The 14,065-nt window shown below is 75.2% G+C and carries 14 protein-coding genes; 11 read left to right on the top strand and 3 right to left on the bottom strand.

Translation table 11 applies throughout. From position 1 onward, the window contains the following. Positions 1-26: 26 nt before the first annotated feature. The 9 genes from BLP29_RS02595 to BLP29_RS02560 all read left to right on the top strand — a co-directional run bounded on the left by BLP29_RS02595 (position 27) and on the right by BLP29_RS02560 (position 9,920). Positions 27-950, top strand: a complete 924-nt coding sequence (locus tag BLP29_RS02595; RefSeq protein ID WP_092799488.1) for a nucleotidyl cyclase domain-containing protein — start codon at positions 27-29, stop codon at positions 948-950. 97 nt (positions 951-1,047) lie between these two features. After that, positions 1,048-2,121: a GAF domain-containing protein gene (locus tag BLP29_RS20885; RefSeq protein WP_165839249.1), complete on the top strand. Its 1,074-nt coding sequence runs from the start codon at positions 1,048-1,050 to the stop codon at positions 2,119-2,121. After that, positions 2,118-2,711 carry an archaeosortase/exosortase family protein gene (locus BLP29_RS20880; protein WP_165839248.1) on the top strand — a complete coding sequence of 198 codons (594 nt, stop codon included), beginning with the start codon at positions 2,118-2,120 and terminating at the stop codon, positions 2,709-2,711. The genes BLP29_RS20885 and BLP29_RS20880 overlap by 4 nt, the downstream gene beginning before the upstream one ends. Then, positions 2,708-4,498, top strand: coding sequence for a glycosyltransferase family 2 protein (locus tag BLP29_RS02585; protein WP_092799486.1), 1,791 nt, complete (start codon positions 2,708-2,710; stop codon positions 4,496-4,498). Before BLP29_RS20880 ends, BLP29_RS02585 begins: the two co-directional genes overlap by 4 nt. After that, positions 4,495-5,358 carry a hypothetical protein gene (locus BLP29_RS02580; RefSeq protein WP_092799484.1) on the top strand — a complete coding sequence of 288 codons (864 nt, stop codon included), beginning with the start codon at positions 4,495-4,497 and terminating at the stop codon, positions 5,356-5,358. Before BLP29_RS02585 ends, BLP29_RS02580 begins: the two co-directional genes overlap by 4 nt. After that, on the top strand, positions 5,355-6,449 hold the full coding sequence (wecB, locus tag BLP29_RS02575; RefSeq protein ID WP_207798265.1) for a non-hydrolyzing UDP-N-acetylglucosamine 2-epimerase: 1,095 nt from the start codon (positions 5,355-5,357) through the stop codon (positions 6,447-6,449). The genes BLP29_RS02580 and wecB overlap by 4 nt, the downstream gene beginning before the upstream one ends. 9 nt (positions 6,450-6,458) lie before the next feature. Beyond that, positions 6,459-6,905, top strand: a complete 447-nt coding sequence (locus BLP29_RS02570; protein ID WP_092799482.1) for a hypothetical protein — start codon at positions 6,459-6,461, stop codon at positions 6,903-6,905. Between the two features lie 188 nt (positions 6,906-7,093). After that, a complete protein-coding gene (gene groL / locus BLP29_RS02565; RefSeq protein ID WP_092799480.1) occupies positions 7,094-8,719 on the top strand; it encodes a chaperonin GroEL in 1,626 nt (541 codons plus the stop codon). A gap of 199 nt (positions 8,720-8,918) precedes the next feature. Next, complete coding sequence (locus tag BLP29_RS02560) at positions 8,919-9,920, top strand: iron-siderophore ABC transporter substrate-binding protein (protein ID WP_092799478.1); 1,002 nt, start codon at positions 8,919-8,921, stop codon at positions 9,918-9,920. Positions 9,921-10,062: 142 nt separating this feature from the next. Here the strand turns inward: BLP29_RS02560 and BLP29_RS02555 are convergent, their stop codons facing one another. Next, positions 10,063-11,046: a Gfo/Idh/MocA family protein gene (locus BLP29_RS02555; protein ID WP_092799476.1), complete on the bottom strand. Its 984-nt coding sequence runs from the start codon at positions 11,044-11,046 to the stop codon at positions 10,063-10,065. Positions 11,047-11,078: 32 nt separating this feature from the next. Between BLP29_RS02555 and BLP29_RS02550 the strand changes: the two genes are divergently transcribed. Further along, positions 11,079-11,354 (top strand): DUF4031 domain-containing protein, encoded by a 276-nt coding sequence (locus BLP29_RS02550; RefSeq protein WP_092799474.1) that lies wholly within the window; start codon positions 11,079-11,081, stop codon positions 11,352-11,354. Here the strand turns inward: BLP29_RS02550 and BLP29_RS02545 are convergent. Beyond that, positions 11,326-11,946, bottom strand: coding sequence for an HD domain-containing protein (locus BLP29_RS02545; RefSeq protein WP_092799472.1), 621 nt, complete (start codon positions 11,944-11,946; stop codon positions 11,326-11,328). The genes BLP29_RS02550 and BLP29_RS02545 overlap by 29 nt on opposite strands. Further along, complete coding sequence (locus BLP29_RS02540) at positions 11,943-13,208, bottom strand: ArgE/DapE family deacylase (RefSeq protein WP_092799470.1); 1,266 nt, start codon at positions 13,206-13,208, stop codon at positions 11,943-11,945. Before BLP29_RS02540 ends, BLP29_RS02545 begins: the two co-directional genes overlap by 4 nt. A 31-nt stretch (positions 13,209-13,239) precedes the next feature. Between BLP29_RS02540 and BLP29_RS02535 the strand changes: the two genes are divergently transcribed. Then, positions 13,240-13,995 carry an LURP-one-related family protein gene (locus BLP29_RS02535; protein WP_092799468.1) on the top strand — a complete coding sequence of 252 codons (756 nt, stop codon included), beginning with the start codon at positions 13,240-13,242 and terminating at the stop codon, positions 13,993-13,995. The last annotated feature ends 70 nt before the right edge of the window (positions 13,996-14,065 follow it).

The raw sequence follows: 14,065 nt of genomic DNA, 5'->3' as shown, positions 1-14,065 counted from the left end.
AATCGGACCGAAGTGCGGGAGGATCGATGAGCAGCGCCCCGGGGACCGGCGCGTCACCGTCGGCCGCCGAGTTCGCCGCGGCAGCTGCGGCGGCGGTCGGCGGGTTGGCCGCGGTCCAGCCCTTCGGCGTCGTGGCCGTCAGTCGGATGACCGACCGGTCCTGGACCGGCTTGGCGGCGCGGGCCGCCGGTCGGCCCAGCCCGGTCGGCCGACGGGTACCGGTCGCCCGCACGGCCTGCCACCACCTGCTGGTGGACCGCGGCCCGGTCGTGGTGACCGATCTGCACGGGCACCCGGACCGGGCGCTGCGGTCGGTCGCGGCCCAGCACGGGGTGGCCGGCTACGTGGGCGCCGCCCTGCGGGGGCCCGACGGGCAACGGCTGGGCAGCGTCTGCGGCTACTCCGGCGACCGCTACGACGGCGCGGGCGCCCTCGATCTCCTGCCGCTGCTCGCCGCCGCCGCCGACGACCTCGGACGACGGCTGGGCCGGGCGCTCGCCGCGGCCGCCGACGAGCGCCGGGCGGCGTACGAGTTGGCCCGGGCGACGTCGGTCGACGCGACCGGTCTGCCCGACCGTCGCGGGTGGGCCGCGCTGCTGCAGGAGGAGGACCTGCGCGGCCGGCAGCTGGGCGAGGAGCTGGCGGTCGTGCTGGTCGACGTCGGGCTGGTGCGCACCGTGCGCGGCGTCCGGCGGGCCGGTCAGGTGCTCGGGGAGGCGCTCGGGGAGGACCTGGTCTGCCGGGTGGGTCACCGCCGGTTCGGGGTGGTGGTCGGGGAGACCGCCGGTGGGCACCCCGCGACCGTCGCGACGGCGGCGCAGGAGGCCCTGCGTGCCGCGGGCTACCCGGCGACGAGCGGGTGGGCCGCCCGGAGGCCGGGTGAGGGTGCCGCGGCCACCTGGTGGCGGGCCGAGGACGCCCTGGTCACGGTGCGGGCCGGGGTGGGCTGAGCGCCGTCCCGGGGCGACGTGGTCGCACCGACCCGGATCGCTGCCGATAAAGGGCGATGACGATCCGGAACTGATGTGCGCGATACGGGGTGGCGGAATGGCGTGGCAGGTGGAGGCCTCGAACCGGGGGGCCGGCAGCACGGGCGGGTGGGACGACGACCTCGTGTCCGCCCCGGCGGTGCAGGTGCTGGACACGCGCTCGGCGGTGTCGCTGCCCGGGCCGGCCGCCGTCTGGTCGCGCGGCACCCTGCCGGGGGCCGACGCCGCACTCGCCCTGCTCGGCAGCCTCGGCGGCGTCGACGCCTGGACGGTCACCCGCCTCACCGAGGACACCTGGACCGGCCTGGCGCTGCAGCAGACCTCCCGAGCCGTCGCGCCGGGCTCGACGTGGTCGGGCACCCGGGCGGGGCAGTACAGCGCAGGCACCCCGGTGGCCCGGGACCGCTCGCTCTGCCACCACCTGCTCGTCGGGCCGCAGCCGATCACCGTGCCGGACCTGGCCGCGAGCCCGGTGCCCGACCTGCGCCGGATCGCCGACGGATGGGGGCTGCGCGGGTACCTCGGCATCGCGCTGCTGGCCCCCGACGGCAGCCCGCTGGGCTCGCTCGCCGGGTTCAGCGCCCAGCCCCTGGACACCGCCGAGCGCAACTGGTCGGACCTGCTCGCCGTGCAGGCCACCGCACTGCAGGCCTCCCTCAGTGCCGACATCGCCGGGCTGGCCGACCAGCGCGCCGAGAGCTTCCAGCGCAGCCTGACCAGCCACGACGACGTGACCCGGCTGCCGGACCGGCGGGGCTGGGCCATGCTGCTGGCCACCGAGGAGCGGCTCGCCACCCCCGTCGGCGACCCGGTGGGCCTGGCCCTGGTCGACCTCGGCGTGGTGCGCACCGTGCGCTCGTTGCGCAAGGCGATCGGGGTGGCCCGGGAGGCCGTCGGCGCGGTGCAGCTGGCCCGCACGGGCCCGCGCCAGCTCGGCATCCTGGCCGGTGGCCACCAGACCTCGCAGGTCGCCCGGACGGCGAACCTCGTCCAGGCCCGCCTGGAGGGCGCCGGCTTCCGGACGGCGACCGCGCACACCATGCGCGCCGGGCTCGAGCCGCTGTCCACGACCTGGGCCCGGGCGGAGAACGCCCTCGTCGTCGCCCGCCGCGACCAGGCGCTGGGCCGGTGACGGCCGCCGCCCCGGGCACTTACCTGCTGGCCGCCGAGCCCGACGGCGCCCCCGACGTCGGGCTGGTCCGCCCGGGCATGGTCGCCGGCGGCGTGGTCACCCTCGTGCTGATGCTGGTGGGGGCCGGCCGGCTGCAGCAGCTGGAGGCCGCTGCGACGGTGCCGCTGGCCCGCCTCATCGGGCTGGAGGACGCCCGGCAGGTGGGTCGCTCGGTGCTGTTCACCGTCGCCGGCCAGCCGACCGGGGTCGACATCACCATCGGCTGCACGGCGGCGTTCCTGCTGCTGCCCTTCGTCGCGGCCACCACCGTGCTGCTGGCCGTGCGGCGGATCCCGGCGCCGCGCGCCTTCGCCTCGCTGGCCGCCGCGGTCGTCGTCGTCCTGGCGGTCAACCAGGCCCGGGTGCTGGCGATCATCGCCGGCATGGAGGCCTGGGGGCCCGAGGACGGCTACGGGCGCACGCACGTGCTCGTGGGGACCGCGGTGAGCACCGTGGGCGTCGTGGCCGCCGGCAGCTGCTTCCTGCTCGTGCTGCTGCGCGGCACCTACCCGGTCACGCAGCCGCACGGCCCGGGCGTGGGACGGCGGTGAACGCCGACAACCTGGCGCTGGCGGCCCTCAACACCACGGCGTTCCTGCTGTGCGTCAGCTTCCTGCTCTACGTCGTGTTCATCATGCGGCCGTTCCTGGCCCGCGCCGACGGGGTGCCGGGCAGCCGGGCCGGGTACGACGTCCACCTCGTCGTGCCCTGCCTGGACGAGGAGCTCGTCGTCGGCGCGACCGTCCGGCACCTGCTCGGCACCTTCCCCGAGACCACGGTGTGGGTGGTCGACGACGGCTCCACCGACCTCACCCCCGACGTCCTGGCCGACCTGGTCGACCAGTTCCCGCAGCTGCGGGTGATCACCCGGCGCGCCCCCGACGCCCGCCGCGGCAAGGGCGCGGCGCTGAACGCCGCCTGGGCCGCCATCGGGGCCGCCCTGCCGCCCGGTGCCGACCGGCACCGGGTGGTCGTCGGCGTGCTGGACGCCGACGCGCGCCTCGAGCGGCTGGCCCCCGACGTGCTGTGCGGGTACCTGGTGGACCCGCGGGTGGCCGCGGTCCAGCTGCAGGTCCGGGTGACCGACGACGTGGACGGCCTGGCCGCCGCCGACCTCGCCAGCCTGGTCGAGGCGGTCGACCGGCCCGTGCGCCGGCGGGACACCTGGCTGGTCCAGCTGCAGGACCTCGAGTTCACCGGGCCGATCGCGGCGATGCAGAGCCTGCGCCGACGCACCGGCAGCGTCGGCATGGGCGGCAACGGCCAGTTCACGAGGCTGTCGGCCCTGGACCGCATCGCCGACGAGTTCGGCACCCCGTGGCACGGCGCGCTGCTCGAGGACTTCGAGCTCGGCCTGCACGTGCTGCTGACCGGCTCGCGCACGGAGTACTGCGACGAGTCGTTCGTGGCCCAGACCGGCCTGCCGCGGGTCCGCCCGCTGCTGCGCCAGCGCAGCCGGTGGGCGCAGGGCAGCATGCAGTGCCTGCAGTACCTGTGGCGCATCGTCTGCTCGCCGCAGGTCAGCCTGCCCGGGGCGCTGGAGATCGCCTACTACCTGTGGGTGCCGTGGTCCCAGCTGCTCGGTTCGGTCGTCTTCCCGGCGGCCATGGCCGTGCAGGTCTGGTACATGACGCACACCGGCGACGGCGTCGGCAGCTGGTGGTCCGGTGGCGCGTGGGGGCTGGTGCCCCTCGCCGCGCTCTTCGGCGTGCTGCCGCACGTCGTGTGGGGTCCGGTGTACCGCGCCCGCACCGGTGGCTCCGTCACCCGCCGCCGGGCGGTCGCGCTCGGTCTGCTCAACGTCGTCTACGCCTACCTGCTGCAGATCGCCGTCTGGTGGGCCTTCACCCGGATCCTGCGGGGCCGGCGGGACTGGAAGAAGACCACCCACGCGGTGCCGGGCGCCGGGCGGCCCGACCTGCCGCCGCCGGGTCGCGCCCCGAGGCGCGACCAGCCGGCGCTCTACGCCGCGCCGCCGTCGACCGAGGCCTGGCCCGCCGAGCCGCCGGTGGTCGCGCGGACGCCCGCGTCGGCCACCGGCGTGCTGGTGGCCGACCCGCCGACCGCCGCACCGACGAGCCGTCCCCGGCCCGTGCCGCCGCGGGCAGCCGCACCCGCGCCGCCGTCCGTGTCGCCGTCCGTGCCGACGTCCGTGCCGACGTCCGTGCCGCCGTCCGTGGTGACGTCCATGGTGGCCCCGGCCGCAGGACCGGCGCCCGACGTCGTCGACGGCCCGGCCACCGCGCGCATCCCGCGCGTCCTCACCTCCCGCCCGGCCGCCCCGTGGCCACCCGCCCGCCCCGCCGTCCCCCGACCCGACGAGGAGCCGCCGTCGTGACCACCGCCGCGCACCTGCGCCGCCGCGCGGGCATGGTGACAGCCCTCGTGGGCGCACTCGTCGTCGTCGGCGCCGGGCCGGCCCTGGCCGATTCCTCGCAGGCCTCGGCCACCGCGGTCGGCCTGTCCACGAACGGGAACCCGACCGCGTCCTCGGGCACCGTGGCCGCCAGCAACGACGGCCAGACCCCCGTGACCACCGGCGACCCCCAGCCGGCGCTGACCGTGCTCGGCTCCCAGACCCTCATCACCTCGGGCACCCTCGTGCAGCGGGCCGTGGCGCGGGCCGACGGCACCTCGGCGGCCTGCTCCGGGCTGGTCGGGTCCGGGGGCAGCATCACCATCGGGGCCGACGGCAGCTGCACCGTCGTCAACGGCAGCGGCGGGGTCTCGATCCGGCTGCTCGGCGGCGGGTTGCCGGTGGACATCCGGGCCGACGCGATCACGTCCCGCTGCACGGCGTCCTCGAGCGGGGCCACCACGGCGGCGGCGGCGCTGGTCAACGCCCGGGTCGTGGTCAGCACCGCCCTCGGGCCGACCACCATCCCCCTCGCGGCCGCACCGGCGGTGGGGGCCGGTGTCTCCGTCCCGGGGGTCGCGACCCTCGTGCTCAACGGGCAGACCGCGCCGCAGGGCGCCGGCAGCGTCCGGGCCGGCGCCCTCACGGTCAACCTGCTCACCGGCGGGGTGCGGGTGGACGTCGCGACGTCCAGCTGCGGACTCAACGTGGTCACCCTGCCCGTGCCGGCGGTGCCGATCAGCGGGTGGACGGCGCTGGCCGCCGCCGTCGTGGCCGGGTGGGGCGTGCTGGCCGCCCGCTGGGTGCGCGCCCGTCGGCCCGCGGCGGGGTGGGCAGCGTGACGCCGCGGGTGGCGGTCGTGATGGGGACGCGCCCGGAGATCATCAAGCTCGCGCCGGTGGTCGCCGCCCTCGGGCCGGCCGCCCGCCCGCTGGCCACCGGGCAGCACTGGGACGCCGCCCTCACCGACGTCTTCTTCGCCGGGGTGGGCATGCCGCGGCCGCTGCAGCCCCTGCGCGGGATCGGCGGGCGGGACCGCGCCGGCCAGGTCGCGGCGATGCTCACCGGGCTCACCGAGTGGTTCCGCTCCGACCGGCCCGACGCCGTCGTCGTGCAGGGCGACACCAACTCCGCCAACGCCGGCGCACAGGCCGCCCACCACCTGGGCATCCCGGTCGTGCACGTCGAGGCCGGACTGCGCTCGCACGACCGGTCGATGCCCGAGGAGGTCAACCGGCTGGTGATCGGAGCGGTCGCCGACGTGCACTGCGCGGCGACCGCGGGCAACGCCGAGCACCTGCTGCGCGCCGGGGCACCCCCGGAGGCGGTGCACGTCACGGGGAACACCATCGTCGAGGCCACCCTCCGGGCCCTGCCCGCAGCACCCCTGCGGGCCGCCGTGCAGGAGGCCTACGGCGTCGTCCCCGACGGCTACGTGCTGGCCACGGTGCACCGGCCCGAGAACACCGACGACCCCGCCCGGCTGCAGGCCCTGCTGCGCGCGCTCGGCGGGCTGGGGCTGCCCGTGCTGCTGCCGCTGCACCCCCGCACCCGGGCCGCGCTCGCCGCGACGGGCGCCGTCGTCCCGCCCTCGGTGCGCTGCACCGCGCCGGTCGACCACCCCACCTTCCTGGCCCTGGCCGCGGGTGCCCGTCTCCTGGTGAGCGACTCCGGCGGGGTGCAGGAGGAGGTCACCGTGCTGGGCAAGCCGTTGGTCGTCGTCCGGCGGAGCACCGAGCGGCCCGAGGCGGTCGACGCGGGCTTCGCCGTGCTGACCGGTCCCGACGGTGTGCAGGACGCGGCCGCACGACTGCTGCGACCGGGCTGGCCCGAGCAGCTGGCCCGATCGAGCAGCCCCTTCGGCGACGGGCACGCGGGGGAGCGCATCGCCGCCCTCGTGCTGACCGCCGCCCGGGTGCCCGTGCTGGGCTAGCGTCGCGGGGTGGCCGACCCCGAGGGCGTGGACCGGCCGCGCTCGTGGGCGGTCGCGCTGCTGGTCGCGCACGTGGCGCTGGTCGGCGTGCTGGTGGTCGTGTCGGTGGTCCTGCTGGCGCTCGGGTGGGAGGACGACCCGCTCGGCGGGCGGGTGACGGCGGTCGTCGTCGGGCTGCTCGTCGTCGTCGGGGTGACCCCGCGGTTCGGCGTCCGCCCGCAGACGCGGGCCGGGAGGGCGGCGACGGTCGCCGGCGCCGCCGTCGTGGTGCCGTGGACCTGGTACGTGCTGGGGGTGGCCGGGCTGTCGGCGTACACCGGACCGCTGCTCGGGGTGCTGGCCCTCTTCCTGTGGCCGTGGTTCCTGCTGCTGGTGGCCGCGGCACCCGTGGTCGCCGGGGTGGACGCCGTCGTCGGCGCGGCCCGGCGGCGGCACCGCGGCCGTCCGCTGCGCTGACCCCCGTTCTTGCACTCGCCTGGGTCGAGTGCCAGACTCGTACCTGGCACTCGGGGTATCCGAGTGCCAACCAGGTCGGACCGGTGAGGTACCGGCGCGTGGGCCGCAGGAGCGTCCACGGCGCGGGTGCCGTCCGTCGCGGGCACCACCCGGCCTAGCAGCGAGCCACGCATGGAGGACACCACCACATGGCCAAGATGATCGCCTTCGACGAAGAGGCCCGCCGCGGCCTCGAGCGGGGCATGAACACCCTCGCCGACGCCGTCAAGGTCACCCTCGGTCCCAAGGGCCGCAACGTCGTGCTGGAGAAGAAGTGGGGCGCCCCCACGATCACCAACGACGGTGTGAGCATCGCCAAGGAGATCGAGCTCGAGGACCCGTACGAGAAGATCGGTGCCGAGCTCGTCAAGGAGGTCGCCAAGAAGACCGACGACGTCGCGGGTGACGGCACCACCACCGCCACCGTGCTCGCCCAGGCCCTCGTCCGCGAGGGGCTGCGCAACGTCGCCGCCGGCGCGAACCCGATGGCCCTGAAGAAGGGCATCGAGAAGGCCGTCGCCTCGGTCTCGGAGTACCTCCTCTCGACCGCCAAGGACGTGGAGACCAAGGAGCAGATCGCTGCCACCGCCTCCATCTCCGCCGCTGACCCCTCCATCGGCGAGCTCATCGCCGAGGCCATGGACAAGGTCGGCAAGGAAGGCGTCATCACCGTCGAGGAGAGCAACACCTTCGGCCTCGAGCTCGAGCTCACCGAGGGCATGCGCTTCGACAAGGGCTACACCTCGCCCTACTTCGTGACCGACACCGAGCGCATGGAGGCCGTCCTCGACGACCCGTACGTGCTCGTCGTCAACTCCAAGATCAGCTCGGTCAAGGACCTGCTGCCCCTGCTGGAGAAGGTCATGCAGAGCGGCAAGCCGCTGCTGATCATCTCCGAGGACGTCGAGGGCGAGGCCCTGGCGACCCTGGTGGTCAACAAGATCCGCGGCACGTTCAAGTCCGCCGCCGTCAAGGCGCCCGGCTTCGGCGACCGCCGCAAGGCCATGCTCGGCGACATCGCCATCCTCACCGGTGGCCAGGTCATCTCCGAGGAGGTCGGCCTCAAGCTCGAGAACGCGGGCCTGGACCTGCTGGGCCGCGCCCGCAAGGTCGTCGTGACCAAGGACGAGACCACCATCGTCGAGGGTGCCGGCGACCAGGACCAGATCGCCGGCCGGGTCAACCAGATCCGCGCCGAGATCGAGAAGTCCGACTCCGACTACGACCGCGAGAAGCTCCAGGAGCGCCTGGCCAAGCTCGCCGGTGGCGTCGCCGTCATCAAGGCCGGTGCCGCGACCGAGGTCGAGCTCAAGGAGCGCAAGCACCGCATCGAGGACGCCGTCCGCAACGCGAAGGCTGCCGTCGAGGAGGGCATCGTCGCCGGCGGTGGCGTCGCCCTGGCCCAGGCCAGCTCGGTGTTCGAGAAGCTCGAGCTCACGGGTGACGAGGCCACCGGTGCCAACATCGTGCGCGTCGCGCTCGAGGCCCCGCTGAAGCAGATCGCCATCAACGCCGGCCTCGAGGGCGGCGTCGTGGCCGAGAAGGTGCGCAACTCCGAGATCGGCTGGGGCCTCAACGCTGCCTCGGGCGAGTACGTCGACCTGGTCGCCGCCGGCATCATCGACCCGGCCAAGGTCACCCGCTCGGCGCTGCAGAACGCCGCCTCCATCGCGGCGCTCTTCCTCACCACCGAGGCCGTCATCGCCGACAAGCCGGAGAAGGCCGCTCCGGCCATGCCCGGTGGCGACGGCGGCATGGGCGGCATGGACTTCTGACAGAAGGACCCCCTCGCCCCCCACGACGCGCTCCGCACGTCGCGGGACCCTGCGAGGGAGCCGTTCCAGAACGTTCCGCATGACGGCGGGGCCGTCCTCCCTCGGGAGGGCGGCCCCGTCCGCGTACCCGGCCCCACAGCAGCAGTACAGGCAAGGCTAACCTCAGCGGAACGTCCAGTTCCAGCTCAGGAGTGCCCGTATGCGCCGCCCCCTGGCCGCTCTCGCGACCGCTGCCCTCGCCCTGACCCTCACCGCCTGCGGCGGGTCCGACGACTCCTCCGGATCCGCGGCCGGGTCGTCGGGGTCGACGGGTGCGTTCCCGGTCAGCATCGAGAACAAGTTCGGCACCACCGAGATCCCGTCGGAGCCCCAGCGCATCGTGACCATCGGCTTCAACGACGCCGACTTCGTGCTGGCCCTCGGCGGCGAGCTGGTCGGCGAGCGCGAGCTCATCGGCGACTACGACGCCACCCAGCGGCCCTGGGCCCAGGACGTGCTGCCCGCCGACGACGTCCCCACCGTGGGCAGCGGTGAGCTCAACCTGGAGGCGATCGCCGCCTTGGCGCCCGACCTCATCGTCGGCGTCTACTCCTTCATCGACCAGGGCACCTACGACCAGCTGTCGGCCATCGCGCCGACCCTGGCGCAGACCGACGAGTACGCCGACGGCGCCACCCCGTGGCAGGAGCAGACGCTGCTCACCGGGCGGGCGCTGGGCGTCGAGGACGCGGCCCAGCAGCTCGTCGACGACGTCGAGGGCCAGTTCGCCCAGGCCGTCGAGGAGAACCCGGACTTCGCCGGGCAGTCGATCGCCGTCGACCTCACCGGTCTCGGCGGCTCGGGCCACTACCTGCTGGGCCAGGACGACCTGCGCACCCAGTTCTTCGCCGACCTCGGCTTCGAGGTGCCCGAGGCCAGCCAGGAGCTCTCGGCCGAGCGGCTGGACCTGCTCGACGCCGACGTGCTCGTCGAGAACGGCTACGACCAGGCCGCCCTGGACGCCGACACCCTGCTCGCCGGGCTCGGCGTCGTGACCGAGGACCGCACGGTGCTGCTGGGCCAGTACTCCAGCGCCATCTCGGCCGCAGTGGGCTTCGGCAGCCCGCTGTCGCTGCCCTACCTGCTCGAGCAGCTGGTGGGTCCGCTGGCCGCAGCGGCCGACGCCGACCCGTCGACGGTCGTGGAGCAGCCCGAGTCCTGAGGCGCTTCGCCCAACCCTCGACCTTGCGGAACGGCAACGGGGACACGCCGACCACCGGCGTGTCCCCGTTGTCGATCTGCAAGGTCACGGCGTCATCGCACTGACCACCAGGGGGTCGGCGAGGTCGGCGCGCGGCGCCGGTTCAGGCCTCGGCGAACTCCACGCCGAGCTGGGTGGCGGCGGACTCGAGCACCCGCATCACCGCGAGGGTGTCGGACAGCGGCATCACCGCGGACTCGGTGCGGCCGGCCAGCACGCCCTCGTGCACCTCGGCGATCTCGTGGCTGTAGCCGGTGCCGGTGGCCGGCCGGGTGATCTCCTCGGGTTCGGCGCCGGCCCGGTGCAGCACGATCGTCGCGGGGTGGTGGAAGCGGGGGAGGACGTCGATCCACCCCTCGGTGCCGAACACCCGCGCCTGCCCGGGCAGGGCGTTGCGCAGCGAGGTCAGCAGCGTGGCGGCGCGGCCGTCGGCGTACCCCAGCAGCAGCGCGGCCTCGGCGTCCACCCCGGTCGGGAAGGTCGATCCGGTGGCGGTGACCGTGTCGGGGGCACCGAGCAGCAGCTGGGCGAACGACACGACGTAGACGCCCAGGTCGAGCAGCGCGCCGCCGCCCAGGTCCTTGGCGAACAGCCGGTCGGTGGGGTCGAACTCGCGGGCCACGCCCAGGTCGGCCTGCACGCTGCGCACCTCGCCGATCGCGCCCTCGGCGACCAGCCGGCGCAGCTCCACGACGGCGGGCTGGAAGCGGGTCCACATGGCCTCCATGACGAACACCCCGGCCGCCCGGGCGGCGTCCACGACCTCCTGCGCGCCGGCGACGGTGGCGGTGAAGGCCTTCTCCACCAGCAGGTGCTTGCCGGCCGCGATGGCCTCGAGGGCGACCGCGTGGTGCTGCGGGTGCGGGGTGGCCAGGTACAGGACGTCGACATCGGGGTCGGCGACCAGGTCGGCGTAGGAGCCGTGCGCGGTGCCGATGCCGTGCTGGTCGGCGAAGGCGCGCGCCCGGTCGAGCGACCGCGACCCGACGGCGGTGACCTCCGCCCCGGGCACGTGCACGAAGTCGCGCACCACGTTCTCGGCGATGCGGCCCGGTCCGACGATGCCCCAGCGGGTCGTTGTGCTCACCCCGCCGACGGTAGTGGGGGGAGACTGGCTCCGTGGCGCTGCTGATCGACACCCCGGTGTGGCCCTGGCGCGGGAAGCTGTGGTCGCACCTGGTCAGCGACACCTCCTACGACGAGCTGCACGCGTTCGTCCAGGCCGAGCTCGGCATCCCGCGGCGGGCGTTCCAGGGCGACCACTACGACGTCCCGCAGGAGCTGCACGACGTGGCGGTGGCCGCCGGTGCGGAGCCGGTGAGCTGCCGCGAGCTGCTGGCGCGGCTGCTGGCCGCGGGCCTGCGGGTCAGGAAGCCCGGGCGCGCAGCAGGCTGAGCTCGGCCTCGAGGTTGGCCCGCGCCGGGGCCTCCCAGGGCTGCGCGGTCGGCGTGCGGTAGAGCCGGGGCAGGTCGAGCAACGACTCCAGGACGGCGATGCGGCCGGCGGTGAACACCTCGTCGTCCAGGTGCCCGTACTCCTCCCGGACGGCGGAGGCGTAGCCGGCGTAGGCCTGCGGCGGGGCGGCCAGCACCGCCAGGTCGGCGTCGCAGAGCACCGCGCCGTCGGTGTCGTCGTCGACCGGGGCGTGCCCGGCGGTCAGCCGCACGAGCCGGGCCACCTCGGCCAGCCGCTCGTCGGGCACGAGACCGCGCAGTCCGGCGAGCGCCCGCTGCGCGCTGACCTCCTCGTTGTCGGTGGCGGTGGGGTCGTAGGCGACGTCGTGGTACCAGGCGGCCAGCGCCACGGCGGCGGGGTCGGCGGCGTGCGCGGCCAGCTCGCCGACCAGGCCGAGGACGGCAGCCAGGTGCGCCAGGTCGTGGTAGCGGCGGTGCGGTTCGCTCCACGCGTCGACCAGCGCGGCCCACTCGGTGCGGGCGGTGGGGGAGTCCTCGGTCAGGGCGGCGAAGTCCTCGAACTGGACGGTCATGCCTCCACCGTGCACTGCCGCAACGCGGTCAGCGCGAGCACCCGGGCCACGTGGCCCAGGTCGGCGACGGGCACCTGCTCGCGCGGTGAGTGCGCGAGGCCGAGGTCACCGGGGCCGTAGTGCAGCGTCGGGATGCCCGCGGCGGCGTAGAGCCGCAGGTCGGTGCCGGCGGGCACGTAGCGCTCGGCGGGCCGGGCACGTCCGGCGTCGACCACGGCGGTGCGGACGGCGGGCAGCAGCGGCGAGCCCTGCGGCAGCCGGCCGCTGGCGAAGGCGCCGCCCACCCACTCGACACGGGCGGGGTGGTCGGCCAGCCAGGGGTGCTCGGCGCAGGCGGCGGCCACCGCGGCCTCCAGCGCGGCCCGGGCGGTCTCGACCGGTTCGTCGACCTGCACCCCGTAGCGGCCCTCGGCGACCAGCCGGTCGGGCACGGTGGAGGACCAGTCGCCGGCGTGCACGGTGCCGATCGACAGCCCGTAGGGCAGCGCGGTGCCGGCGAACCGCTCGACGTCGCGCTGCCGCGACGCCTCGAACTCGCGCAGCGCCGCGTGCACGTGGCCGAACAGCTCGACGGTGCTCACGCCCTGGTCGCGCATCGCGCCGTGCGCGGCCAGGCCGGTGAGGGTGAGCCGGAAGGTGAGGGCTCCGGCGTTGGCGGTCATGACGGCGCCGGCGGTCGGCTCGGGGATGATGCACGCCGCCCCGCGGTGACCGCGCCGGAGCGTGGCCCAGGCACCGAGTCCGCCGTCCTCCTCGCCGACGACGCTGTGCACCGCGAGCGGCCGCACCAGCGGGACCCCGGCAGCCGCCACCGCCCGGGCGGCCGCGAGCGCGGCGACCAGGCCGCCCTTCATGTCGCAGGTGCCCCGGCCGTGCAGCACCCCGCCGTCCAGCCGCGGTGCGAACGGGTCGCCGGGCCACAGCTCCGGGTCACCCGCGGGGACGACGTCGGTGTGCCCGCAGAGCACCAGCCCGGGCTCCCCGGCGCCGCCCAGCGTGCCCACCACGCCCCAGGCCTCGTCGCGCACGACCTCCTGGCCGGGGGCGTCGTCGGCGGTGGCCGCATCGACCAGGTCGACCGCCCAGACGTCGGTGTCGGCGCCCAGGTCGCGCAGCCAGCCGGCCACGAGGTGCTGGGCGTCGGACTCGGCGGCGGTGCCGCCCACCGACGGCACCGCGACGAGCTCGCGCAGGCGGTCCAGCAGCCAGGTGTCGTCGACGGCGTCCAGGACGCGGGCCTCGGCGGCGGTCAGGTCGGGCACGCTGCCCAGTCTCGCCCACTACGGTGCCGCCATGACGTCCGCACCGCCTCCGCCGGGCTGGTACCCCGACCCCGCCGGCAGCCCGGCCACCCGCTGGTGGGACGGGCAGAACTGGACCGAGCACCTCCAGCAGCCGGCCGCCCCGCAGCCCCGACCCCAGTACCAGCCGCCGCAGCACCAGCAGGCGCGGTCGATCCTGCTCGAGCAGCCGGTGCTGGTCGTGCAGCAGAAGACCAAGCTCATCGAGCTCACGAACGAGTACAAGGTCTCCGACGGCAGCGGCCAGCAGATCGGGGCCGTCGTCCAGGTGGGCCAGTCGACGGCGAAGAAGGCGCTGCGCTTCGTCTCCTCGATCGACCAGTTCCTCTCCCACACCCTCGAGGTGCGCGACGCGACCGGCGTGGTGCTGGTGCTCACCCGCCCGGCGAAGCTGGTGAAGTCGCGGGTGCAGGTGGCCCGGGCGTCGGGTGAGCCGGTCGGCGAGATCGTGCAGGCCAACGCGTTCGGCAAGATCCGCTTCGACCTGGTCGTCGGCGGTCAGGTGGTCGGGGCGATCCAGGCCGAGAACTGGCGCGCGTGGAACTTCGCGATCACCGACCACACCGGCACCGAGGTCGCCCGCATCACCAAGACCTGGGAGGGCCTGGCGCGCACGATGTTCACCACGGCCGACAACTACGCGGTGCAGGTGCACCGTCGTCTGGAGGAGCCGCTGGCCTCGTTGGTGCTGGCCAGCGCGCTGACGGTGGACACGGCGCTGAAGCAGGACGACCGCGGCTTCGGGTGAGGCGTACGGTGGACGTCGTCCGGGCCGGGCGATCTGTGTCCCCGGGCTCCACTGGATAACTGCCGCCGGG

It is taken from the genome of Klenkia marina (assembly GCF_900101025.1).
Taxonomy (GTDB): Bacteria; Actinomycetota; Actinomycetes; order Mycobacteriales; family Geodermatophilaceae; genus Klenkia; species Klenkia marina.
This window is presented reverse-complemented; position numbering and strand designations above follow the sequence as displayed.